Genomic DNA, 25,591 nt, shown 5'->3' on the forward strand with positions numbered 1-25,591 from the left:
CATGCCAGTAACCATAAAAGTAAATGGAACCAATTTGTCTTTGGTTCACAAAGGCAGTATGGGTATTGTAAAAAGTACGCTGCCCGATGTGTGTAAAACACCGGCACCAGGAGGGCCAATACCTATCCCCTACCCGGTCATTGTGTCCATGTCGCAGGACCTGAAAAAAGGTACCAAATCGGTAAAAGTCGATGGCGGTAACCCCGCAGCAATAAAAGGCTCAGAGTTAAGCCGTTGTACCGGCGACGAACCCGGAACCGCAAAGGGCATAAAATCCAGTACACAAATGAAAGAAGCCACCTGGCTCGCCTATTCCTTTGACGTAAAAATGGAATCGAAAAACGCCTGCCGTCTGGGCGATAAAATGTTGATGAATCACGGCAATACTGCGTGCTTGGCTGGCATTCTGCAGCAGCCGATTCTCACTCAAAATCCAGATGTCGCTGGGGAGTTGCAGGTTCTATGTAATATGATGTGCCAGGTAAAAGACCTGCCCGGAGCCAAACAGCAGGTGATAGCCGCCGAACTTAAGGCCATTGACCGCGCTTCGGGCGGCGCCTCTACCATGAAAGCCGAAGTGCCCTACGACCCGTCTACAGTAGAGCCGTATATGAGCGGCAATGAACCATGGCGAGCAACTGAAAATTGGTTTATTCCCGGGCACAGAAGACCCGATGTGGTTATAACCAATGGTGGACCCCCTACTATGGCCAATACCCGAGCGGTGGTAGAGATGAAGTTCGACGACGGTAACACCCAGCAAACCGCCGAGCAGCTGCAAGCCTACGATGCCATGTTCGGTGATAAGTTAATTGTTATGGAAGAAGGCGTCGATTGTATTTGCGACGAAGACGACCCAAAAGAAGAACCCGTACCCGATCCAGTACCAGACCCAGTTCCCGAAAGAAAACGCGAACCTAAAACTGACTGGTGGGATATAGCGCGAAAAACAGGGCTCGTAGTGGGGGGCATCGCTTTAGGTGTAGCAACCGTTGCAGCCGCCGTATGCCCATTTGACGGCCCAGTGGGTGAACTCGCATTAGGCGCAGCCACAGTAGGCATGTTTACCGCTGCATTTGGCTCTAGCGAAAGCAGTGCACCACCCGGTGGAGCTTAAGGAGATTTATTTTGACACTACCAAGCATTGAAGCACTGGAACAAATTGACCAATACCAATTATTGGTTCCGCCGAAAAACCATGTGGGATTACGCATGGGATTGGTATGCACATTGTTTGCCGAAAACCCTTCCGGCCCAGAAGTGCGCGCGGCACTGGCCACCTGTGGTGACGAGTACCAACAAACCGTGCAAGGAAAACTGCACAGTTATTTTGCTCCGTCGGGCGTCTATAAAGCTATCAAGTACCCGGCGGAAGGCGTCTCGCTACTGAACTACATACAAACGGAGGACAACCCGGAAAAAACCTTCAGCCCCTTTTTCTTCGGGGACCCCAATTACCGTGTAGCCAGTGCCTATGGCCTTTCCATTATGGCGCCAGGCCGTAACTCTCCGATCAGTAATAAACCCGCCTACATCACCGCAGTACTGCCCTTTGCATGGCTGCAAGACCATGCCGGTGGGCTACAAAAACTGATGAAGTCGTGGGTTACGCGTTTAAAACCGTTTTACGGCTACGCCGGTATCGGTGCCGTGCAATCATTAGAGATGGTAGAAAAAAAACGCACCCGGCATTTTCTTGCGCCCTTAGTTAACCGACACCCGGGGTTAGAAGTGGTAAATCCAGCAGTGGTTTCCAACCATATATTAAGCCCAGAAGGCATTCCCAAAATTAAGGGGGCAAACTGGATGACAGCCATTGGTGACAAATGCCTTGAACCCATTGGCGGGCAAAGCGCGCTACTGGCCGGGCTGGATGAAAACTTTACACGTGAAGCATACGAAGGGGGAGTGCTGATTCAAGCAGGGCAAATGCCACAGCTGGGTGATCGCAACACCCAACACTTACCGCGCTATTACAAACAATTATCCGATTTACTCAAACCTATTCGCATGCAATTTCCTGAAGGGCATTCTTTGCTCGCAGGCAATGAAGGTGAATCGAATACCGAAGCCACCAATAACTGGCTCGCCAGATTTGATGATAGTGATTAAAGCGCAACCTGATTAACAGGTAGCGAATACGTTGTTGTACCACTATTCACAACGCTTAATTCACAACCATTTATTCACAATAAGTTACCAATGGCATGGGTAAGGTTGCTTCTTGCCTGCTCTTCCAGTAAATCGAAAAAATAGCGATGAGTGTATAGGCGCTTGCGCCGCAAAAACTGCTCTAGCACTTCTTTTCGCTTTTTCTTGTAAAGAAAATACGGCACCCATTTATATTCTTTACGAATAGCTTTCTCGAAATTCGCAAACACCGAGCTTGATGCACCCAGAATGGAAAGGTCAATATCGACTAGCAGCGCTTCATCAGAAGTGCTAGCGGGTGAGTTGTGCTGGGTTGCCATAACCAGGTGAAATACCCGATCAATCACCTCCTGTGAGGCGCGATGCTGATGAAGAAAGGCACTTGCCCACTTGGCGCTTTGGTATTCGTTATCTGATTTTCGCGGAACATATATCGCATCATGAAACCATAATGCCAGTTCAATTTCGGCAGGGGCCTGGGCAAATTTCACCGCAGAATCAAGGTGGCGTAAACAGGCGGCAATATGCTCAGCTGTATGATAGTAACGGTGCTTTTCGGAATACGCCGCGAGTAAAGACGATAATGTTTTTTCGTGTTGCTCAAAGCCAAAGGCCTGCATGAGCCTTTGCCAACGTTCAAACGCTATGCCCATTACTAAAGTCCCCCCCAAACTTAACAACGCCCCTTCTCCCCTTACAGACCGCTTGTTAACGACCGACGACGGCGCAGCTTTTCAATTACGCTTTCATCTAGCAGCGGACACTTATTAAAATCGGCGAATTTTTGTAGCTCGTCGGTTAACGCGGGGAAAAACGACTCCCGATCGAGCTGGCCATCTTCCAAGTGCAGGCTTATTATTTCAAAACGCTGGTCGGCCCTATGCGCCTTGCAGTCGATTCGACCCACAAACTTATCACCGTACAGAATTGGCAGACAAAAGTAGCCGAACACACGCTTGGGCGCCGCAACATAACATTCAATGCGGTAGTCATATTCAAACAGTGAACTCAAGCGATCGCGATGGATCACCAAGTTGTCAAAGGGAGACAACACCTTCAGCGCACAGCCTACCGTTGGCGTTTGTTCGAGTGCATTAATATCCACATAAGTGTTTGACGCACCGGTGCTGCCCAATGCCTTCACCACTCCCGTTTCAATACGCTCGTCAACCACTTCACGCATCGCGTCGCGCATAGTTTTACCGGTTTTCAGGTGCAATAGCTGCTTCCAGGTAAAAACACCGTGGGCCCTGAGTGTGGTATCGAACAAATAGGCTGCATATTCAACCGGCGTGGGCACGCTTAGATCTACACCTTCGGGCAAACAGCGTTCGGCGAGGTCATACACTTTCTCCATGCCGTTGCGTTCGCATACCATCAAATCGCCCTGCATAAACAGCTTTTCGACGGCCCGCTTGCCCGGCGCCTGGCTCCACCAGCTACCCTTACCTTTGCTACCTTGGTCGAGATCACGTAGCCGTGACGCGCCCTCTGCCTTTACACGCGCCAGAATTTTCTTCATCAGGCGCTTGTCTACATTATTGTAATAGCGGTTTTCACCATCGCGTATACACGCCATGTTCGGTAGCGCATACCGGTAATCGCGCATCGGCAGATACGAAGCTGCGTGATACCAATACTCAAAGATGTGCTGTTCGCTTATCAGCTGGTTCAAATGGCTTGGATTATAGGCAGGTACTCGGCTCCACAACACATGGTGGTGCGCGCGCTCCACCACCGAAAGCGTGTCTATTTGGACATAGCCTAGATGCTCGATTGCACTGCGTGTGCCAGACAAGCCTGCGCCAAACGGCTGCGGCAACGCCAAGCCTTGCTTACACAGTGCCAGCTGCCTTAATTGTGATGTCATTACGTAATCAGGTCAGGTAGGGCGGAGAAACGATAGATCTGTACTTTATCATTGCTTCGTTACTTCATTTATTGCAGCTATTTCTAGTCGCCATTTACTGTTTTCAGCGAAAAGCAGAAGCCACTAGGCCCTCTATCAAATATACGGCTCAATCCTGTGTACTCGCTTAACAAGCGCTTTTACGTCATAACACCGAACTTGAATGGCTTGTTTTGATGGCCTGATTTTGTATCAAGTGGTTTCAATTTAACCTTCTTTGCAATCAAACCCTGCTTTTCTGGGTGGCATTCAAACTCGACATTAACACCGACCTTTAGAAAACTGCAATTAAGAAGGTCAGCCTTTTTAACAAGAATGTCTGGGCCGCCTCCATTCTCGATATAACCAAAATTCTTGTCGCGGAACCATTTTTTAACTGTTGCTATCAACTTTATATTTCCTATATTTTTGTGGAAGCCTTGTTTCGGCCAAAAGTGAATATTAACTAGGTGTTGTGCTAAATGTAAGCCTTGAACCTATACCCTATAGGTTTCTTGCCAAATATTGGCCCTTACCCCACCCCGTTTCGCCCCAGAATCCAGCTGTAATCGCCAGAAATCAAGATGCTTCCTAAGCAGCTTGTTTGGAGCACTTATTAGCTCACACCAAAAACGGTGTTTAGTTAAGCAACAACCGATCTATTTCTGCCATCGGACTTTGCCTGATAAAGGGCCTTGTCGGCGCGTTTGAAAGCCTTCTCGAATGACTCATTAGCGCTGAATAGGGTTAAGCCAACACTAATAGTAATACTTATATCGCTGTCTAAAACGAGTTTTTGGGCCTGAACGATCTGACGAATTTTTTCGCCAATTTGGATTAAATTTTTACCTGAACGCATTACAGAGAGCACGACAAACTCCTCGCCGCCCCATCGCGCTAGAGTATCACTGTCCCTTAAAATTTTACTTACAGCTCCGGCAAGATCTTTTAAAATTTTATCGCCAACATCGTGTCCAAAGCTATCATTTATTTTTTTGAAATGGTCTATATCAAATACAATCAAGCCGATGCTACTACCATCAGTACGCCCAGATAATACGCCTTCCACTCTATTCGCGAACCCGGCCCTATTAAATATGCCAGTTAAAGGGTCTACCGCCGACAACTCGCGGTATTTATCCGACTCTTTTTGTAGGGTGTGGGCATAATCCGTCAAATATTCTACACGCTTGGAGGCTGTTACAGATCGCCGATAGAAATGATAAATTTGCTTACCCGAGTCTACCCCTAAAATAATCACCCAAACGGAGAAAATACTAAAATAGAGGGTATATGTTGATACCCACCTTCCAACGAGAACCAGCTTATCAAAACGTAACCTCTGCGGTTGTTCGAATAAAATCGTGCCTGTAGCTTCAATAGAAAAACTAGTAATATTATCGAATTCGGGCGCTATCAAATTCCTTGGAATATCATATTGCTCTAACCACCAGTCGCCAACAGTAAACTCATTGAATGAAATTTTAACTCGATTGTTTTCAAGCTCTTTATACCGAAAAGCAATTGTGTTGGGTTTTTGGCTTTCAACAGTTTCTAGTGTTGAATACGCGGGGTTGTGATTGCGAACATGTACTTTAACCTTTTCAATCGTACCTCCGCCCGACAAATATAGATACATGAAATCATAGGCAGAGAAGTCAAACGTTGTTAGCTTGTTTTTTATCCGAAGATTGAAAGCTGCGCCGCAAAAGGCGGAGACCCCTTCAAATTGTCTTTTAGTACACTCCCACTCTGTATTCTCATAGTTTAACCACTTCGCTTCGCTTTTACCGCCGGCAAGGTTATCAGCAAACAGTTCTGGCTCCAGCCTATCATGTGGGACCAGCACCACTTCTTTAAGTGGCGCTAAGTAATACACAAGAAGAATAAAAAACGTAGTAGCAAATGCCACTAAGCGAACTTGCCCTAAATTAGGTAATCTGGGCTTCTTCAATACCCGAACGCACCCCTCAGTTATCGGTATAATGTTGATAAAACTGTGCCTACCCCAAAATAATAGCCTTCACGCGGATAAAAGCAATTAGGTATAGGGAAGACAGACTCTAAGCCAAGAACAATAACTATTGGTTATTATGCGCACGCAAAAAACCGAAATAAGGGAATATACAAAGCTTGAATCTCAACAAGTTAGTATAATAACGCTGCAAAAAAACACTATAAAACAAGAAGGCTTAAACCGCCACATGAGCTCTTCTATCCAACCTACAGCTCACTGGCAGAACCAAGCATTAGATTACTTTTATCATCGTATAAACTCATAGACATCGCGCATAATTATCGCTGCTAATTTAATCAATAAGCACGGTATACGCCCCTCACCGTATTGCCTCACGCCCTTACAATTCTCTTTGAGTCAAACCCCGAATATGGAAGATTTATTGCGGTTGTTTATTTGCGTCGACCTCTGTTTGTCTGGGGGAGGCACTGAAACGCCACATTCATACCTATTTTCATAAAGTGGTCATGCGGGCCGCTGCCTATTTTAATATAACCAGCATTCTCATAGCAGATTTATTTTTGACGATTGCTATCCATTCAGTATTTTTCTATCCCTACGGCTTCGGAGTTAATGATTGAGGTAAAGGCCACTGGATAATGAATTGGCTAGCTTGCATTACGGTCAGTGTTGTATGACTATACAAAAACAATTTTACCCTCACAGCTCTCTTTACAGACGCTAGTCATAAAATATTCAGCTACAGGCTCTCGCGCTCAGCTTTAAGCGTATCCTCCAAAATGCCTACCTCATCTTTAGAAATAGAAGAGGTAGTCATTAGCGGGTTAAAGGAAAATGTTTTTTGGTAGCTGACGGTAGTTGGGGCCGCTTTTGTAAAGATACGCCAACTTAAACTGATGCTACTTACTTTATGACGTGCATGCTGATCGACGCCACCAAAATCGTAATCTGCCTCAATTCGGTCATATACCGGTGACCGACCTATTGCCGTAGCAATATGTTTAATATTAGCCTCGAAAGGCATCATATGAGTATTGGCATCACGGGTACCCACCACCAGATTGGTTCCATTTGTAGCTCCACCAAGTGACGATGCCCTTACATGTAGCCACTCCCATTTTTTTGTATCCCAACCGGCAATATTGCTTAGCATGGCATAGGCCGTAGCGTTAGTTTTTCCCATATTTGCCGCCTGACCGCCGTCGCGACTTTTTCGGGTTGGTGTTCCTTTATAGGGAATCCTGAGCGAAGGCGACAGGCCTCGCCGAATGCCATCTTTCTCCAGCTCTGCGAGTGCGCCCGTTTTTTCTCGCGGAGACAGATCGTAATTGTCTGCTCGCCCCCATATAACGGGTTTCGAAGCAAATTCAGGTAAGCTTTTAGACCGCCTCTTGTATATGGTTCGTCCCCCAAGCCAAGTGTCGTCGGCAACATAGCCTTTGGCATAATTGTTTATGGTCTCGATTTGATTCGCCCGGCCCTTTGCCGAGAAACCTCCGCCAGAGGTGGGAGGAAAATATTGATTGAGTACTTTCTCAATATCAAACACAGAGCCCCACACGCTTTGCATTTTCAGCATAATTGTTTCTTTTTTGTAAGTGCGTACTGGCGAGCGCCCTCGCCTAATGTCAGCTCTTGGCGGCGATGAATCTAGACCCATGCTTGATACACGGCTTCGTTCGCGACTGCGGCCCCTTCCTCGATCCCGGCTTCGACTTCGACTTCGGCGTCGAGCAGGTGGTGAGCCCCTTTCTTCGAATAATGCGAATTCGCTTCGCGATCTGGACCGGCTGCGCCTACGAGTATCCATTTCCGCAGAATCAAAATCGTCCACTAGCGCATTGCCACGGGTTACCGCCGTATCCAGCCGAGATTCAAAATTTTCGACGTAAGCCATATCGTCATCATCGTCAATTTGCTCCTTAATCGCAGCTATTCGTGCGTAAAGCCCTTCGGCTAAACCGGGCCAGTTAAATCGGTGAAATCTGTAGCCAGCGAAATCACGCTGCTCGGTGATCAGTGTTTTAAAGGTGGGTGCGCTTGCATCACGGGAGGGGGTCAAATCTATATCCCTCACCAACTGATAGATTGTTCCTGTTTCAGTATTGGGGGAAGCCAACAGCCCCGCTGGCTGGGAACGGCTACCAGTAGTTAGCGCTCTATGCCCCATAATATCCGCTTCTTGCTCCAGTCCGGGGTCGTCGTTTACATTCAAGCCGGATTTCATTTGCACGCTGGCTTGAACCCGTCCCTGCATCTGCTGTACCGCATGCCAGCCTTCATGTGGCAAATGGCGTTCCTGCCCCGAGGCAAGATGAATATCGCTTCCTCGACAATACGCATGAGCACCCAGCTCGCGTGGCCTGGGAGAATTGTAATGCACGCGAACACTTGATAAATCCAACCCCGAGAGCTGCTCCAAGCCGCTTTTTAAACCGGTAGGCATACCCGTATGGTTAGTTGGCTTGCGCGAATCGGGCACAGGTTGTTGGCGGCTAGGATTGTCCGAGGGAGGGAGGAAACGGCATTGGGTGGTCGCTTCCGCATACTGAGTGGGTCGCTGTGGAAGCCGATCACCTACCAAGTTACCGTGATTCGGCTGGTCTTGCTTCTCGAGTTTTACACGATCCATTGCCACTCTCATTTTTTATTGAATATTGAATAGAGTTTTACTGATTATGCCAATATAGCTTGGTGGACGCCAATGGCAACTGAGCACACAAAACTTCGGTATTTTAGTCCGCAAATTTAATCGTGCTCGCTTGGCTGGAACTCACCGTAATCATGCATTGAAATTAACCGATGAAAACATACAAAGCATGCCCGCAAACCACAAAAACTTTTGAAACGCCGTATGCAAAACCGCTAGGTGTGGCGCAAAAGAAAGCCCTGTGTTCAACACTAGCCCTTACCAGAAGGCTCCTGATCCTTGAGCTTTTCGAACTCAGCCGCCATTGTGGGGTTGCGCCGGGTCAACTTTTTGATGGTTACATCCTGCGCCTTATTACTTGCAAGCTGAAGGTTCCGATCCGTACCCAGCAAAGCGTCCTTTGTCTTCTGTAGGTGGTCTATGGACTTATCAATTTCAGCGATTGCTGTTTGAAAGCGCCGGGAGGCCAGATCATAGTTCTTCGCGAATGCAGTCTTGAATTTATCAAGGTCGTTTTCGAAGTTGGTTACGTCGACGCTCTGGGCCTTAGCCAAGGCAAGCTCGGTCTTGTATTCAAGCGAGTTCATGGCGGCATTCCGTAGAAGCGTAATAATGGGAATAAAAAACTGCGGCCGAACGATGTACATTTTTGGATAGCGATGAAACACATCGATAATTCCCGTGTTGTACAGCTCACTATCGGGTTCGAGCAGGGAAACGAGCACCGCGTACTCGCACCCCTTTTCGCTACGATCCTTGTCGAGTTCTTTTAGAAAATCCTCGTTCTTTTTCTTCGTTGCGGTGCAATCATTCTCGTTCTTCATTTCGAACATAATCGAAACGATTTCGGTATCAGCCTCATCCGAATCGCGAAAGATATAGTCGCCCTTACTGCCAGCCCGTGCGTCGTTGTCCTTCTCAAAGTATGCCCGAGGAAACGCCGTTGCACGAATACGATTGAACTCAGTCTCACAGTGCTGCTCAAGGGTTTCACCAACCATTTTTGTCGACAGCCGAGCTTTCATGTCCCGGAGGCGCTCAATGGCGTCATCGCGATCTTTGATCTGCGTTTCGTACTTATCCTTGAGCGACTTTTCAGCGAGCTGCTTCTCAAGCTCCGCTCGCTCAAGGCTACTCTTTAATGCATCACGCTGCTTCTCGACCACGGTGACGGCATCTGTAATGGCTAGCGTCTGGGTAAGCTCTTTGGCGCTGAGCATCGCCTTTAATTCCTGTACCTGTGCATCCTTTACGGCAGCGGATTCCTGCAGTTCCCTGGAGAACTTCGCCTCGGCTAACGCGGCAGCGGCTTGCTTATCTCGCTTTGCCTGTTCCAGCTCGCTTGCCAGCGCGTCGCGGGCTTTTTCCACAGTGCTTAGAGCCTCGGTCACGGCAGCTTTCTGTGCGAACTCACCAACATCGAGCTTAGCCTTCAGCTCCTGGATTTCAGCATCCTTTGCTGCAGTAGCCTTCTGCATTTCGCTGCCAATCTTACTCTCAGCAAGTTCGACGGCATTTCGCTTGTCTTTCTCGGCCAATTCAAGCCGTTCATGCAGCTGTTGCTCAAACTCGCTGTCACGAACTTGCTTCAGAATGTCCGCGTACCCGGCTTCGTCAATCTTAAATGCTTTCCCGCAGTGCGGGCAGATAATTTCATGCAACAACATTTCCCCTTCTCGTTTGCCTAGATTGACATGGGTGCATATTACACCTTTCATCTGGCCGTTAGTTTTGCCTTTATTCCGGCTTTTACTCCCGCTCAGGCGTACCTACACAGAGCTAACCGATAACACCTTCTTGCTCAACGCCTAAGCGGGTTCAAGAATACTCCCTGTCGGCAACCCCTACTTAACGGCCGAAGCAATAACGCCACCTATCCCTCTTGCTCCTGGCAGGCTCAGATTGAGGGCCTGCCGGGGCTTTCCGTGCTATTTATTAATACTCATATCTAACGACAAATCCTTTGCGGCTTTCACACCCATCATCTCTATTAGTGTCATAGCATTTGAACCGCCAGCACCTGGCTGAGAACCCATTTGAATCTCAGGAACCCATTTTTGTTTTTCGATGGCGGAAGCAAATCGCCCCATCACTCTCTCGTAGGTCTCCAACTTTTGCGCTAACGCCCCATCAGCTTCCATAACTAGGCGCTTATATTCACCGTCCCCTTCGCCTCTAAGCACCTGCTCTTGCTTATATTCAGCCGCCGCAAGCTTCTTTTGTTCCGCTTCAAGTTTGGCCTGCCTTGCAACCTCAACAGCCTGTTCAGCGGCAATTACAGCAACCTCTTTAGCGCGTTCAGCATCCACGATGGATTTCTCTTTCTCTACTTCCTTTTCGTATTTTGCGGTCATAACGTTAGCCTTGCCTTGCTCTTCGCTGGTTATGGCGTCCTGTTTTGCGCGCTCAGCATTCGCTATGGCGGTGATGATGGCCATGGTCGCTTCTCGTTTGGTGGCAATTTGCTGCAATGTTTTTGGCTCGAAATCCCAATCAGTAATCTGGAAACCGTTAACCGAAATACCATAATCGAAAAGATCACTGTCTAGATGAATAGGGAGTCCGTTATCACCATAACTAATTACAGGAATATTTTTATTAACCGTTTTCCCGGTACTCTCATCGAGCGTGCTAATTCTTTCTAGTTTCGTCTGAAACTTACCTTTCGATATCTGCAGCCTTGCCCACTGGGTGTATATGCTTCGCTTTTCCGCATACGCCTCTTCTGAGCTCATCAAGCCTGCGGTCAGGTTCATCCCCTCTTCGGTGATGGTTTTGATAAGTTTTTGAGCGACACCTTTGTTTGAACGGAAAGCCTTATGCAGACTTAACATTGTGGGTTCGTCGCCAGGTAATGAGAAACGAGCTTTCCCATAAACGGTGCCCGTACCGCCATCTTGATAACGAACTGAAATACCTGATTGATCAATTGAGGATGTTCCCCCTGCAGATGTTTTATCGTAATCAAATGTCAGCACGTCATTGTAGATTTCTGCAGACCCAAACCATTGCGGATATACGCCCGGTGTAAACTTCACATACAATTTTCCCGTTGGGTACTGCACAACCGTTCTTTGCCCTGCATTATTAATACCGAACGCCAAAAATAAAATCGCTAGCGCAGCAACAAAAAGAAAACCTATAACTACAAGCTTAATGGGCACCCTATTAATCATCAGATTCCTCTCCTTTTTTAGATTCATTGTTTAATTCACTTATTGATTCAGCTACAGATTTTTGGCGTAAATTTTCTTCCGCAATTTCTTTTTCGATATCTAACAAATCACCCTTTAAATTAACTTCGTCCAGCTCTGATTCTTTTTCGTCTCGAATCAGGTACCGCTTCAACTGCCAAATGAATACCACAAGCAAAAATATAATCGTAATCACAACAAATATTCTTATCATAAAATCCTCCACCACCCATTATCCGTATCGACCAACACAATTCAACCACCCCTGCATCTCAAGCCCAACAACTAACTTTAACGTGCTAGGCCAACGAATGACCGACTTTTTAACATATATCATTATAACCCAGCACGCCTTTTACATTCGACTTCAACCAAATGTAGCGATTCAAACATTAAATTGGGGTCCGCCCCTTACTAGTTCAAATAAAGCCCAAAAAAGACGATTCTTTATACACCTATACCCGCCGTCATGTTTGACAGCACTGCTCTTATACCAAACATTAAGCCCTTCATAGCCTTGCCTTAGGTCCTCGAAACCGCTCCCGTCAACAGCAGGCTAGGACACGGGACTTCTTCAATCTGCGGATACAGGTTAACAGGCCGCGAAGCGATTGAATAACTTGATCTATCCGCAGAGTTCGTTCCGAAACACCAACTTTTCTCACTTTTCTAAAAACCCCTTCATCTTGGGTTACTAACCCGTGAACAACCCTAATAGATTGAGAACAAAACACGATTATCAACATTACGATTTGGTTTTACGGCACTACCGAACAGCATTCATTCCGAGACCTGAATTAAAATTTATTAGATTTAAGGCTACCGTACAACTCTAGCGTCGCCAAATATGCCCGCCAGTGTATAATCACTGAGCCAAGAAATATCGAGATAGCAATATGATCAACGAAATTGCCGAAATGCTACGCCAACGCGCGCTGAAACCTTCTATACCGCCCGAACTACCCACCATGGACGACCTAGTAGAAGTTCAGGAGGCCATGCTTATTTCAGTACCGGCAGAACTGCGAGACTTTTTACTTAATTCCAGTTACGAAATTTTTGGTCGCCTAGAGCCCGTTACCATTGCAGACCCAAATTGTCACACCTATCTACCGGAAGTGGCTGCCGAAGTTTGGGCGCGCGGTATGCCACGTGAACTAATCCCACTGTGCCAAGACCAGTCAAATGTGTATTGTGTTGCCGAAGATGGCACCGTCTACATTTGGAATGAATCTCTTGGCGAGGAGCCTAAAGAGGTTTCGACTAATGTCTGGGAATGGGTGCGTGATGCTTGGCTGGAATCTTGAGCCCCTATAGGGCGACCTCACCCTCAAGATTGTAAGTTAGAAAAAGGCATACCACCTTCCCGACGCCTGCCTCGCAATCTATCGCTTACCTCACCACTCATCGCTAATGCCGTATTTCAAGGCTCATCGCCGCCCCCATCTTTCCCCCAGCAGCTCTACAATGCCGAGGGTATTTGAGGTGGGGAGCACTCGCTATGGCGCAGTGATGAGCCGGGCAGGGTGTTATCGGAAGGCGAACATGTCTTTTGGACCTACCAACGTGACAGGGGGTTGACCTCGTTTACTGTATATCCTACCATAACTGTACATGCAGACAGCTTAACAGGTGAGCATCATGATAAAGAATCGTAAAGCCATCCGCCCTGGAGTTACCTTGGTAGACCCAACGGGGCGCCGGAGCTTGGTTCAAGATGTATTTGTACCCAAGAACCAGAGCGAGAAAAGCGCACACTTACCCTCGGGTTTTCGCCAATTTGGGCGAAAGATTATTGTTTTTTCCTCTGGATCTATTATGCACCTTGCTGATGCAGAGCGCCGATATTCCCTAGCCTCTTAATACACAGCTTAAAACAGCCTAGGGTACTGCATTGCATTGCACGACGCGTACATTCGATAGGCTAAATGAAACTGCGCTTGAGCGCGAGAGTCATTTAGTCAGCGTTTTTGAACTGTAAATCGCACAACCGTTTATATAACGAGGATTGCACCAACAACTCTTCGTGACGACCTACACCAATAATTTGCCCTTGGTCCAAGAGCACAATTCGGTCAGCATGAATAACCGTAGCCAAGCGATGGGCAATTATTAAAGTAGTACGGTTTAGCATCAAGACATTCAGCGCCGCCTGTACATGCTGTTCGCTCTCGGCATCAAGAGCGCTGGTTGCTTCGTCAAGCAGTAGTATTGCTGGGTCTTTTAGTATTGCTCGAGCGATGGCAATTCTTTGTTTCTGGCCGCCAGATAATCGAACACCCTGCTCACCCAAATAGCTGGCGTAGCCTTGTGGTAATGCGCTGATAAATTCGTGGGCATGCGCTTTTTTGGCGGCGGCTATAACCTGCTCATCGGTAGCATCGGGTTTTCCATAGCGGATGTTGTGCCATACATCGGCACTAAACAATACGGGCTGCTGAGGCACTAAGCCTATTTGCTGCCTAGCTTCCTGTAACTTTAGCGATTGCAGGGGTTTATTAAATATTTTTACCTCGCCCTCGGCTGGGTCGTAAAATCGCTCTAACATTTCAAATAGTGTTGTCTTGCCCGCGCCAGAAGGGCCAACCAGCGCAATTGTTTCTCCGCTTTTTACCGCTAGATTAATACTACGCAATGCCAATTGATCTGGCCTGGATGGGTAGGAAAACGTGAGATTCACAAGCTCAATGGCGGTATCCACGCCTTTCATTTGCAATGAGGCTGGAACGCTAGCATTTTGAATGGCAGGCTCAACGGACAGCAACTCCATTAATCTTTCCGCGGCTCCAGCCGCACGCTGCACCTCGCCATACACTTCCGATAGCGTACCTAAAGAGGTCGCAACCATAATGGCATAAAAGACAAATGCACCAAGCTCACCTGCGGTTATATTGCCTCGTAGTACATCGGTGCCACCCACCCATAACATCATCGATATGGCGGTGAACACCAATAATATTACGGCTGCAATTAAGCTAGCTCGTTGGCGAATACGTTTTTTTGCTACGTCAAAAGCGGCCGTAACCTCTTTGCCAAAGGCGATCTTTTCTTCCGGCTCGCGCGTATAGCTTTGCACCACTTTTATATTGTGAATTATTTCGCCTGCGTAGGTTCCCACGTCGGCAACCGTATCTTGGCTTTGGCGAGATAGGGTTCGCACTCGGCGGCCAAACAATACCATGGGTAAAATTACAAACGGAATGCCGCTTAAAACAATGAGGCTGAGCTTAATGTTGGTAATAAACAACATGATCAACCCACCAATCAACGTCAGTGCATTGCGTAACGCGAGAGAAAAAGACGAGCCGATTATAGATTGTAGTAAGGTGGTATCAGTAGTTAGGCGGCTCATTATTTCGCCGCTTAGATTTTCTTCAAAATAGCTCGGATGCAGCTCTATAAGACGATCGAAAACGGCTTGGCGAATATCGGCGCTCACACGCTCGCCCAGCCACGACATGAGATAGAAGCGAAAAAACGTGCCCACCGCCATCAGCAAAATAAGCGCCGTCATTACGCCTAGCGCAGTAGCCAGTTGCGATTCCGACTGTGCGACGAACCCATCATCGATAACCCGCTTTACCGCCTGACCAATGGAAAGGCTAATAGCTGCCACGAAAAAAAGTGCGGTAATAGCAATGGCTACTCTACCGGTATAAGGCCGGACAAAGCCCACTATAGGTAACAGAGTGTGTAACGCTCGCGGTTTTTCTTCATCTGCCATGAACTATTTTCTACCTTGTCGAATATCGACGCTACATTGCACTTAAAAGTTTTAACAGTGCGTCTTTCACCCAAGGAAACCTACGAGTAAAATCCGAGCTGCGAAGCGGGCCATTGGGCAGCTGAAAACCGTAGGCCAACACCTACAGAGAGAGCATTTTGATAACCGTAGAATGCACCCTAGCTTGCCTCAAAAAGCCTTAGGGGTTAACTTAGGGGTTAACTCAGAGATTCCGTAGTTTTCGAACTTTGTCATTCCCGTTAAGTAATTCATCGAGTGTCAGCTTGTAGCTGGGTGCAAATATTTCCAAAAATGCGTCAACCTCTGGCATGTTGAAGCCGGCAATACGTGCAGCTATATCTTCAATCGCCTTGGAAAACTCGTTATTACCCGCTTTTAGCTCTTCCTGGCATTTTAAAAACGCGGAAATGGTATCGGCGCCTTTAATTAGCTTTTTAATGTCTTCGGGTACGTCTGCTGAAACAACCAGAGAACGATAATCGTCGCGCAGATCTTCGGGCAGTAAACTTATTAACTCCTTTTCGGCCTGAACTTCAACTTCCTTGAAGGCCTTTTGCATTCCGGGCGAATGGTATTTTATGGGTGTTGGCATATCACCGGTAATTACTTCCGATACATCATGGTAGAGCGCTGCGGTAGCGACCCTGTACACATCATAATGCTGACCAAAACGACGATTTCCCAATACCGCTAACGCATGAGCAATGGTTGCAACTTCCCAGCTGTGCTCCATAACATTTTCAGGAATTGCGCTACGCTTTAATCCCCAACGAAGTATCCAACGAATTCTACTGACGTAAGCAAAAAAATGACTTTTCATGAGACTCCGATTTTAAAACAGTAAGAAAAGAGCCCGCACGGCTCTATTTTCGTCATGCATAATTCAATGCAAACCCAGCAGAGGCAATACTCTTTTAGGGGCATCGTGCGAAAAATTCATCTGCGGTAACGATCTAGAACATCAACCCGCTGCATGAACACATTTGAGATAGGCCATATTACCCGCAAGGCAGTGGCTACTGGAAACAAAATCCCTAACCGAGCAAAAAACATTTTCTATATCTTGGATAAAACCGCACACCTGCCTATCGCTCAATCAAAAGTGCTCAATAGTATGGCATCCGCTCATTTTCGGCGTCGCGCCCACCCCGTCAATAATCACAACATCAACACACTCGCTTCGTCATAGTGGCCCACTCCACTGCTGTACGTGGTAATCGTGCCCAAAAAAGCCTTTCGCCCTTCGGTGCGCTTGCACCTATCATCTGGGCGGCAGGCCAGAAGGGTAACAGCGCCTTCGGCTTTATCTAATATACTGCCACTCCCCACGATACCTGTTGGTTGAGAGCTTGTGAGAATGCGCTATATTGTTAGTAGCCTTCAGGCCTACGCAATATAGCGGTGAGTCCGATTCAATGGGGCCACGTTGAAAAACCATAGGAGTTTTACTTGCCCCCATGTACCGTCGTGCTCACAAAGCTCCACTATCGACTAGCAGTTGGTGCAGCGTTTCCGCCATTACGCGGTAACCTTCTTCATTAAAGTGAATGGAATCGGATTTATATTTCGGTTGTCGTAACAAATCCCCAATCAGCTCAGCTTCGAACACTAAATTATATTCCTCTGCCAACTCTTTATAGAGAGGTGCAACGCTGGAAAAAAGCTTCTTCTCGGGTACGCCCACCAGCACCACATCAATATTGTAGCGCTGAGCCTGGGCTACCATTTGTGCCATATTTCTCTTGATTTGAGCAGGGTTTTTGTTGCCCAGTATATCGTTACCACCTTCCAACAATATGAGCAAATCCACACGTGAGTTCTCAAGGATAGCCTCCAACCGTTTTACGCCATTAGCGGTAACCTCACCCGATACACCGGCATTCATTACCTCCCTACCACTTAATACGGATAGAACCGCCGGGTAGCTTTTCGCTTTTTCCGTACCCACTCCCACCGTTAAGCTATCACCAAACGCAAGAATCACACCGTCTTCGGGTATAGGGTCTAACTCAACACTGTCACAGGCTTGTAGCAATACAAATATCAATAAAATTATTGTATTGCTACAACTTTTATTCCAATAAGCCATTGTTTTATCCTAGCCAAAAAGCCCTATGATACCGACCAACTATGCAAACAATTTGGACAAACTAAGTAAGCAGGAAGGAAATAATGCACGACAATACCTCGCTTCTGCGAGCCACTTTGGTGCCGTTTTCATACGCTGCTATTATCCCGGCTTTCTTGCCACAACAAACAACACCATCGTTTTACCCACTCGCCATTCATACTCCACATTAAAACCGGTATTGGCGATATTCTTTTTAAGGTCTTCAATATTAAAAAACCGAAGAAAAGGAAAAAATCCCAACCATCGAGCAAGAGGTGAAATGAATTTTAAATAGCCCATGGTTTCACCTACACAGGGAGTACTGGAAATTAATACGCCACCAGGCTTTAGCATGCGGTAAATATGCGCAAGCGCTTCTTCTCTGTTTTTTAACAAATGAAAAATACTATGGCCTAACACTACATCTTTTGAGCCATCGGCCACCTGTACATCGTCCAGTACCACCGTTTCAAAAGTAACATTCCCTACCCCCTGATCTTTAGCCTTACCCTGGGCAATGGCTATCATCGCCGATGAAATATCAGTGGCATGAATATGTTTAACGTAAGGCGCATGGAGCAAAGCCGTGGAGCCGGTACCACAACCCAACTCAAAGACCTCCGTTTCAGACGTAAGGTACTCGCGGGTCTTTTCCAGCTTTTTCTGATAGGCCTCGTCATCGCCAATGGGTTGGCGCGCATATTTCTTAGCTATTTTGTCCCAAAATTTTGCTTCCTTGTACATATTATGATCCCTGCAGATATCGTGGAGGCCAATAATAGAGCCTTTTCAGTGAGCCGCTGGTAACACAAGTAGACGGACCTCGTGCGCCCAACCGTCCCCGTTTGCTGGGGTTAACGTATTTAATCTTAAAAAGATTCATTTCCCTGTCAACCAAATGCTTTCCCACTGCGTTAATGAAGCAGATGTATAGCAATTGGGGAGCCGAGGTACGGCTGCCATCATTAATATCCAGCTTTATGGAGCCTTACTATGTTTAAATTCACTTTTGGAAGACCATTGATTGGTCTGTTCACTGCCTTATTACTGGCTTTCTCAACCTTTCTAACCGGCTGTGGCGGCTCCTCTTCCACCACCGATGCCATTAGCGCCGCTAACCTCGGGGAAGACCAGGGCCAAGTGCTGGTCAGCCTTACCGACGCCGAGGGTGATTTCCTTACCTATCAGGTGGACGTAACAGCTATCACTCTCATGCACAGCGATGGCACCCAGGTAGATCTACTGCCTGAAACCACTAGTGTCGATTTTGCCCAATATGTAGACACCAGCGAGCTGTTAAGCGTAACTTCCGCTCCCCGCGGTGTATACGACTCCGCCAGCATCAGCCTGGATTTCGGCAATTCAGTCATTACCGTTCAAGATGAAAGCGGAAACCCGGTTGTCGCCAGTGTAGTGGATGAAGATGGTACGGCGGTAAGCGAGCTTACCGTACAGTTGAATTTCAATGGTAATGAACACTTTGTGGTTAACCCGCGCAAAATAGCGCATGTAACGCTCGATTTTGACCTAGACGCATCGAACTCTATTGAACTCACTGAAACCGGCGCCGTGGTCACCGTAAGCCCAGTATTAATGGCCGATACTCAACACAAAGACCCTAAGCCTTTCCGCCTACGTGGGCTTTTGCAGGAAGTTGACAGTGAAACACAAAGCTTCACTTTAGACCTTCGCCCCTTCCGTAAGCGTCATGGCCGCTTTGGCAGCACGGACGTTTACGTAGACGATACCACCAACTATGAAATTGATGGCGAAGTAACGGCCAACGATCAGGGACTTGCCGCTCTGGCAGAACTAGATGCCGAAGCCTCCGTAGTCGTGAGTGGAATCTGGAGCAAAGAAGAACACACATTTACGGCAACAGAGGTTTTGGCGGGCAGCAGTGTAGCCTGGAACAATATTGATGTACTTCGCGGTACCGTTGTAGCGCGAAGCGAAAACACCCTAACCGTGAAAGGCGCTCTTGTTGAGCTGTCTTCTGGTCACGCCCGCTTTAACGACACCCTCACCCTCACCATTGCCGATACCACCAGCGTACACAAATACGGTGAAGAAGCCGATAGCGCCACAATTTCCATAGGCTCTGCCATTCACGCCACCGGTGATGTCATCAGTGACACCGAGATGGACGCCAGCGCTGGGCTAGTACGCCTGCGTAAAGTCAGTGTGTCTGGTAGTGTAATCTCCACCGAAGAAGGCCTTGCCATTGACGTTGCGCTGATTGACGGCCGTCGCCCAGACGTTTTTGACTTCACTGGTACAGGTCAAAGCGCCGAACAGGATACCAACGCAGCTGAGTACGAAATTGACACGGCCGAATTAAACACCGAGCATCTTGCGGTAAACGACCCTGTGCGTATTCGTGGTTACGTTAACGATTTCGGTGCCGCTCCTGCAGACTTTATTGCTCACACGCTGGTGGGCGCTAGATATATGAAAGCCGGGCTCTCTATTGATTACGGTCGCAAGGGTTCCACAACAGCGGTACAACAAAACACCGAAGCGGGTTTACAACTCAGCCTTGCCGATACTGGCCGCCACCACCACGTTGGCCGCGGTGGCATGCCGCTGGATATGCACAACCTAGACACTATGCCCTTGGTTGTACCTGCCGAAGATGAAGGTATTTACAGTATCACTATCGATGATCAAATTGAGGTCTATCTTGACTACAGCGAATTTGCTACTGCCCTAGACGACTACCTCGCTAATGGAATGATTGTGGTACGCTTTGACGCACACGGTCAGTACAACGCCGAAAACAATGATTTCGAAAGCGCGCGCCTGCGTATTCGCTTAGCCAGCGCGGAAGATTAAACGGTACCGTTATACGTTTGAGGAGACACCTCTTTGAGTCATCCACGCCTACGGAAGCGGGCCAAACCGCTTCCGTTTTTCGGAACACTGCTACTAACGAGTCAATTAACGGCCTACGCTTGGGCAGAAGAGCATACACCGGAACTTTTGCCTAGCCGTGAGCTTTTACTCTTTTTAGCCGAATTCGATAATGTGGATGACGAAACTTTTTCTTTGTTAGTTACACGCGGAGAAAAAGACGTGGCCAAGCAAGTTAACACTAAAAAACCAGACAATACTCAAAGTAAAACGACAGCTGAAGAAAGCAAGAGCGAACGAGGTGATAGCAATGAATAGGTATCTAGCACAACTAACCCTTGGCTTGTTATTAACATTGTTGGCACTCAACTGCACTGCAAACACAGATTGGCAGGAACTCAGCACCAACCAACAGGCCATTCTTACCCCCTTTAAAGACAACTGGCACACGCTAGAACAAACGCAACAAACACGACTATTGTTAGCTGCAGAGCGCTGGAACACCATGTCGCCAAAGCAAAAACAACACGCGGCGGAACGGTTGAAAAAATGGCGTACACTCGACGGCAATCAGAAGCGCGCGGTGCGTCAAAGGCTTCAGGAATTCAGGAGTTTACCTGAAAAAGACAGAGCCCGTATTCGTTCACAATTTCGCAAATTTCAAGCACTGCCTGAACACAAAAAACAAAAACTCAAAGAACGCTGGAAAAAAATGTCGCCCGATCAACGGCGAAAATCGGTTGATAGATCAAGACAGAAAAAGGAGAGTAATCGACGGTGATTGCTCTCCTCTTGTTACCTTCTTTACGGTATAAAGCTTTACCAACTTTCAACCCGACCAAAGCGCTTGTCGGGCTTTTCTGGCTTGCGACGCTCTTTATTGCACCGTTAATTCAGGCCGACGAAAGCGATTGGTTTCTAGAAGACACCCAGAATTACCGCCTCGATATGCGCTACGGCCAATTCGAAGACGGCGCAAGCCTCTCTAGCATTGCACTAAATACACCCTTTCTGCTAAACAGTGAATTCTCGGGTCGCTACACACGCGTATCGGGCGGAGAAGAAGACGAATTTGCCAGTAGTTTTTATATTCAGAGTAATCCATTTGCCAAATTCACGTTAGGCGTAGGCTTAGAAACGGGAGAGCGCGAAGACAGTTACCGGCTGCAAGACTGGCTACTACTGGCTGGCACCAATTTGCAAAACTGGACGATAGAGCTAAGCGTTATTCGAGGCGAGATAGAAACTGTTCCCACACTACTATTAGGAAGTGAATTTATTAACCCACCGAGTGAACGTGAACGGTTGTCCAGTACACGCACCGGTATTGGCACTAGCGTCATTTATTATGCTCAACAATGGGCGTGGCAATTCAGCTACCGCAATTATCAACACGACAGACCTAACCAACCGAACCAAGACGACATCATTGCGGCACTGAATGACGTGGGCGTTGAAAATCGAGAGCAGTTAGAACAATTCCTAGATCAGCCCGAGCAACGCCAACAACTCAGACAGTACTCCCGCGCACTCGGTTATACCGACCAACAATACTATCACCAAGTGAGCCATGTTGCCGACCAAGAGGCCAGTACGCGTTTTAGTTTTTTCGCTGGCAACTATCGATTATCCGCCGGCTTGTCTTGGTACGATAGCCTCTATTTTAAGGAGCAAGTGAGCAGCCTCTACGGCGCCATTGAGCGCCCTATTAACAACACTGTGGACCTGGGTTTTCTACTAAGTAATTCAGACGAAGATGCTTCGTTATACGCAGAAATTGGCCTAGGGCTAAACTGGTAGCATGTCCACAACCTGCGACAAAACTCGGCTAAAACTGAATGATTTTTTTATTCAAGTGCAGGTAAAAGCTATGCGGCAGGCTGAAATATCCACATCAAGCCGCGACGATGCACTGGATATACTGCAAGATTCGATGATTAAGCTAGCGGCAAAATATGCGGATCAGACTGAAAATTGGCCGCAGCTTTTTCAACGTATTTTGCAAAACACGCTGCGCGACTGGCACAGGCGAAAAAAAGTGCGCAACTGGCTGAGTTTTCATTTCGGCGAGGAAGAGCCACCCGTCACCGAGGAGCAAAACCATGAGCCTATATCAAACACACGCACACCGGAAAATATTGCCGTCGGCGATCAGAAACTAAAGGAAATTGAACGCGCACTACAACAGCTTCCACAGCGACAACAGCAGGCCTTTTTACTGCGAGCCTGGTGGGGGGCTAGCACAGATGAAACCGCTTTTGCCATGGCCTGCAGTACTGGCAGCGTTAAAACCCATTACTCAAGAGCCCTGTCAAAATTACAGGTATTGTTGGAGGACTTAAAATGAACCGTGATAAACAGCCACAAGGGCAAGAGGCTAAAACCCAACAACAAATAGTGAATGCCATAAATCATTCACTGGAAACCGATGCCGACACGCTAGAAACCATGGCTGACATTCGCCAGCGCGCGCTCGCGGCTATACCGCAAAAGCCCGCACGAAAAAACGTCTATTGGTTAAGTGCCGCCGTTGCGGCTTCACTCATTGCGGCTTTTGTATTTTTAATAAACCCCAGCATCCAAACGCCCAATACAACTGACGCGGCTCTAGCCGATATGGAATGGCTACTCGAGAACGATGAGTTTGAACTCATGGACAATGAGCTGGATTTTTATCAATGGGTAAATGAAGAATTAAACAGCGCGGGGTAACCCAAAAAGGACAGTTAAAAACTATAGCGAATAGTCGTTGAGAGGTTACGACCTTCGTCGATCAGCCCATCTCTGTGCGCCTGGTCGGTCGGCATACTGTTTTCACGATCAAATAGATTCCTTATCGTTAACCATGTCTCTAGGCCATTTGAATTAACCCAGGAAACCACTACATCGGTGCGCAAATAATCCACCCCACCTTCACTTTTAGGCAAATCAGCAGACACAGAGTCACGTAGCATGTAGCGGTTATTACAATAAGCCAACCAACTATTGTTAAAGCGGTAACCCAGATTTAAATCTGAAATCCAATGGGGAAACGCACTGAAAACCTCTTCTGACTCAACATTTTTACTGCGAATATAAGATGTATTCCAGTCAACCTCCCACGCCTGCCAACGCATTTTCAACTCGTACTCCGCACCATAAGCTTCGTTTTTACCGGTATTTTGAAACTGACCCAACACAGATTCCGTGGGCTGAGCATACAAGATTGTTTGAATACCCTGGTTCCATTTGTTATTAAACAACGTAATTTGATGCAGGCTACTCCCTCGCTCAAGGCTGTATTTTAAATCTAGGCTCTGCAATGTTTCCGGTTGCAGCTCGAAGTTGGGCTCTATTCTCTGGGTGCCGTAAAGCTCAAACAAGGCCGGCGCGCGAAACGCTTGACTGTAGGTGATGTGCACATGCTGCGAATCGCTTAACGGCTGACTGAACCCAAGGCGAGGACTTAACTCGCCATCAAAATCGTTATAGGCGTCCATTCTTAAACCGTAAGCCACCTGCAAGCCACTACGATTTAACTCATAGCGGCCGTCGACCACCAAACTGTGTAGATCACGGTTATAACCGGATTCCGGTAGAGAAGGTTCATCGAGCACAACACTGCCATCAGGGGCTATCATTTTATTGGAGTATGTATCCAGATTAATAGACAAATATTCATACCCGTATGCGAAATGGTTAACGCCATCAAAACTGCCCCCATCGAGACTAAGTTGCTGGTGAACCTGCACACCATAGTGGCTCTCTTCACGGTTAGAAAAGGACTCTACGCCATTATTTAGCTCGGTAAAATCGGCGTAAAAACTGTCTTGGTAGCCCCAACCAAACGCCATAAAATCTATAGAGTTATTCGCGCTCACTCGGTAGCTTGCCGCCGATCGCAGCAGGTACGTTTGATCGCTATAATCACTGCTGTTTTTATCTCGCTGATCGCCAATAGTCGGCCTACCACCTATACCGGGCAGTTCATGAGCATCAAAATCCTGAAGGTATACCGTTGATTCCACTGTAAACTTTTTGTCTTGGCCATAACGATACTTTAATAAACCACCTGTATTTTCTCGCGCATTTTGACGGGTTGCCGTCAGAATTTCATCGCTGCCGGCGGCGGGGTAAGAATAAGGTTGCCCCATATCGCCAATGGAGCGATAAGCAAACCCGCCGGTAAATTCATGATCGCCAACGGCGGTATGCCCACTAGCCGATGCCGCACCATAATCGTAAGCGCCCAACGCCATAGCGACATGTGCATGATCGGTATCATACCCAAGGCTTTCGAGGCTGAGCACTCCGTGAAAAGCATCGTTACCGTGTAATGAGGAGCCTGGCCCGCGGATAAGCTCTGTGGAATTGAGTAGAGAAAGGTCGAAACCATCCAGCGCCATCATGCCCCCACCTTCGCGTATCCGATTCATGGGTACGCCATCAAACCGCAGCGCTGTGCCCTTGGGCGAATTAGAGTTGAGATAACCACGTATTGCCAAGCCTCGCGACTGGCCAAAACCAAGCGGCGCAACCGTGGACGGCATATGGTTGAGCAACTCCCCCAAATTACGGACTCCCAGCTTCTGCCAGTCACGACGTTTTACCGGGGTTACGCTATAACTTGTAGTCGATAGGGTTTCTGCAAAAAATGAGGTGCTTTTCACCTGGATTTGCAGGAGGTCTTCTAAGCTGAGGGTAAAAATATCCGTTTGCTCTGCGTAGGCCAAAGGCACAAGCGTCAACACAGCTAGCAAGGGTGGCGCAAGCCAAAGCTTAAACATGGACTATTTATTCCTAAGGGTGGGGCCTTGCCATCTTAGCCCCCTAACTGGTGCGACACACTGAAGGAAAGCTCGCGAATTTACATTATTAAAATAGCGACTACGGTACTTATAACAACTTAATACAGCCTTATATAGATATAGCGGATTATCACAAAAATCGCCATACAAGACTGCCCCACAAAAATGTTAGTAAGCCCACCAAAGCCGATGGTCTCACCCATCAACGCAATAAACTGGCCAGCCTGCATAGAGT

The 25,591-nt window shown here is 47.5% G+C and carries 23 protein-coding genes; 10 read left to right on the forward strand and 13 right to left on the reverse strand.

Annotated features, from left to right (window positions below):
• The first annotated feature begins 1 nt into the window (after position 1).
• Together H5336_RS07145 and H5336_RS07150 are read left to right on the forward strand one after the other, a co-directional pair.
• Positions 2–1,117 (forward strand): DUF4150 domain-containing protein, encoded by a 1,116-nt coding sequence (locus tag H5336_RS07145; RefSeq protein WP_185232776.1) that lies wholly within the window; start codon positions 2–4, stop codon positions 1,115–1,117.
• Positions 1,118–1,128: 11 nt separating this feature from the next.
• Complete coding sequence (locus H5336_RS07150) at positions 1,129–2,112, forward strand: type VI immunity family protein (protein WP_185232778.1); 984 nt, start codon at positions 1,129–1,131, stop codon at positions 2,110–2,112.
• A 74-nt stretch (positions 2,113–2,186) separates the two neighbouring features.
• Here H5336_RS07150 and H5336_RS07155 read toward each other — a convergent pair whose 3' ends face one another.
• The 8 genes from H5336_RS07155 to H5336_RS07190 form a co-directional block, all read right to left on the reverse strand.
• Positions 2,187–2,804 carry an HD domain-containing protein gene (locus H5336_RS07155; protein ID WP_246439050.1) on the reverse strand — a complete coding sequence of 206 codons (618 nt, stop codon included), beginning with the start codon at positions 2,802–2,804 and terminating at the stop codon, positions 2,187–2,189.
• A gap of 41 nt (positions 2,805–2,845) precedes the next feature.
• A complete protein-coding gene (locus H5336_RS07160) occupies positions 2,846–4,021 on the reverse strand; it encodes a winged helix-turn-helix domain-containing protein (protein WP_185232780.1) in 1,176 nt (391 codons plus the stop codon).
• A gap of 179 nt (positions 4,022–4,200) precedes the next feature.
• Entirely contained in the window at positions 4,201–4,449 is a 249-nt protein-coding gene (locus tag H5336_RS07165; protein WP_185232782.1) for a S1 domain-containing protein, read from the reverse strand.
• Positions 4,450–4,682: 233 nt separating this feature from the next.
• On the reverse strand, positions 4,683–5,993 hold the full coding sequence (locus H5336_RS07170) for a GGDEF domain-containing protein (protein ID WP_185232784.1): 1,311 nt from the start codon (positions 5,991–5,993) through the stop codon (positions 4,683–4,685).
• A 763-nt stretch (positions 5,994–6,756) separates the two neighbouring features.
• Entirely contained in the window at positions 6,757–8,649 is a 1,893-nt protein-coding gene (locus H5336_RS07175) for an eCIS core domain-containing protein (protein ID WP_221627999.1), read from the reverse strand.
• Positions 8,650–8,918: 269 nt separating this feature from the next.
• The gene (locus H5336_RS07180; protein ID WP_185232788.1) at positions 8,919–10,328 is read right to left on the reverse strand and encodes a DUF2130 domain-containing protein; all 1,410 of its coding nucleotides are present in this window, start codon (positions 10,326–10,328) and stop codon (positions 8,919–8,921) included.
• A 267-nt stretch (positions 10,329–10,595) separates the two neighbouring features.
• Positions 10,596–11,870, reverse strand: coding sequence for an SPFH domain-containing protein (locus H5336_RS07185; protein ID WP_185232790.1), 1,275 nt, complete (start codon positions 11,868–11,870; stop codon positions 10,596–10,598).
• Positions 11,836–12,075 carry a hypothetical protein gene (locus H5336_RS07190; protein WP_185232792.1) on the reverse strand — a complete coding sequence of 80 codons (240 nt, stop codon included), beginning with the start codon at positions 12,073–12,075 and terminating at the stop codon, positions 11,836–11,838. Before H5336_RS07190 ends, H5336_RS07185 begins: the two co-directional genes overlap by 35 nt.
• A gap of 682 nt (positions 12,076–12,757) precedes the next feature.
• Between H5336_RS07190 and H5336_RS07195 the strand changes: the two genes are divergently transcribed.
• Both H5336_RS07195 and H5336_RS07200 read left to right on the forward strand, forming a co-directional pair.
• The gene (locus H5336_RS07195) at positions 12,758–13,168 is read left to right on the forward strand and encodes an SMI1/KNR4 family protein (protein WP_185232794.1); all 411 of its coding nucleotides are present in this window, start codon (positions 12,758–12,760) and stop codon (positions 13,166–13,168) included.
• A 334-nt stretch (positions 13,169–13,502) separates the two neighbouring features.
• Positions 13,503–13,724 (forward strand): hypothetical protein, encoded by a 222-nt coding sequence (locus H5336_RS07200; RefSeq protein ID WP_185232796.1) that lies wholly within the window; start codon positions 13,503–13,505, stop codon positions 13,722–13,724.
• A 94-nt stretch (positions 13,725–13,818) separates the two neighbouring features.
• Here H5336_RS07200 and H5336_RS07205 read toward each other — a convergent pair whose 3' ends face one another.
• From H5336_RS07205 to H5336_RS07220, 4 genes are all read right to left on the reverse strand, one after another.
• Positions 13,819–15,585, reverse strand: a complete 1,767-nt coding sequence (locus tag H5336_RS07205) for an ABC transporter transmembrane domain-containing protein (RefSeq protein ID WP_185232798.1) — start codon at positions 15,583–15,585, stop codon at positions 13,819–13,821.
• 223 nt (positions 15,586–15,808) lie between these two features.
• Positions 15,809–16,426, reverse strand: a complete 618-nt coding sequence (gene yfbR, locus H5336_RS07210; RefSeq protein WP_185232800.1) for a 5'-deoxynucleotidase — start codon at positions 16,424–16,426, stop codon at positions 15,809–15,811.
• Between the two features lie 651 nt (positions 16,427–17,077).
• A complete protein-coding gene (locus H5336_RS07215; protein ID WP_185232802.1) occupies positions 17,078–17,695 on the reverse strand; it encodes a GDSL-type esterase/lipase family protein in 618 nt (205 codons plus the stop codon).
• A gap of 141 nt (positions 17,696–17,836) precedes the next feature.
• On the reverse strand, positions 17,837–18,460 hold the full coding sequence (locus H5336_RS07220) for a class I SAM-dependent methyltransferase (protein WP_185232804.1): 624 nt from the start codon (positions 18,458–18,460) through the stop codon (positions 17,837–17,839).
• Positions 18,461–18,709: 249 nt separating this feature from the next.
• Between H5336_RS07220 and H5336_RS07225 the strand changes: the two genes are divergently transcribed.
• The 6 genes from H5336_RS07225 to H5336_RS07250 are packed head-to-tail and all read left to right on the forward strand — an operon-like array spanning position 18,710 to position 23,281.
• Entirely contained in the window at positions 18,710–20,551 is a 1,842-nt protein-coding gene (locus H5336_RS07225) for a DUF4382 domain-containing protein (RefSeq protein ID WP_185232806.1), read from the forward strand.
• A 33-nt stretch (positions 20,552–20,584) separates the two neighbouring features.
• Complete coding sequence (locus H5336_RS07230; protein WP_185232809.1) at positions 20,585–20,887, forward strand: hypothetical protein; 303 nt, start codon at positions 20,585–20,587, stop codon at positions 20,885–20,887.
• Entirely contained in the window at positions 20,880–21,350 is a 471-nt protein-coding gene (locus tag H5336_RS07235; protein WP_185232811.1) for a DUF3106 domain-containing protein, read from the forward strand. The genes H5336_RS07230 and H5336_RS07235 overlap by 8 nt, the downstream gene beginning before the upstream one ends.
• Positions 21,347–22,369 carry a hypothetical protein gene (locus H5336_RS07240; protein WP_185232814.1) on the forward strand — a complete coding sequence of 341 codons (1,023 nt, stop codon included), beginning with the start codon at positions 21,347–21,349 and terminating at the stop codon, positions 22,367–22,369. The genes H5336_RS07235 and H5336_RS07240 overlap by 4 nt, the downstream gene beginning before the upstream one ends.
• A 1-nt stretch (position 22,370) precedes the next feature.
• Positions 22,371–22,916 (forward strand): RNA polymerase sigma factor, encoded by a 546-nt coding sequence (locus H5336_RS07245; protein WP_185232816.1) that lies wholly within the window; start codon positions 22,371–22,373, stop codon positions 22,914–22,916.
• A complete protein-coding gene (locus tag H5336_RS07250; protein ID WP_185232818.1) occupies positions 22,913–23,281 on the forward strand; it encodes a hypothetical protein in 369 nt (122 codons plus the stop codon). The genes H5336_RS07245 and H5336_RS07250 overlap by 4 nt, the downstream gene beginning before the upstream one ends.
• A gap of 14 nt (positions 23,282–23,295) precedes the next feature.
• Here H5336_RS07250 and H5336_RS07255 read toward each other — a convergent pair whose 3' ends face one another.
• The gene (locus H5336_RS07255; protein ID WP_185232820.1) at positions 23,296–25,335 is read right to left on the reverse strand and encodes a TonB-dependent receptor plug domain-containing protein; all 2,040 of its coding nucleotides are present in this window, start codon (positions 25,333–25,335) and stop codon (positions 23,296–23,298) included.
• Positions 25,336–25,591: the final 256 nt, after the last annotated feature.

Origin of the sequence: Teredinibacter franksiae (genome assembly GCF_014218805.1) — a bacterium.
Lineage (GTDB): Bacteria > Pseudomonadota > Gammaproteobacteria > Pseudomonadales > Cellvibrionaceae > Teredinibacter > Teredinibacter franksiae.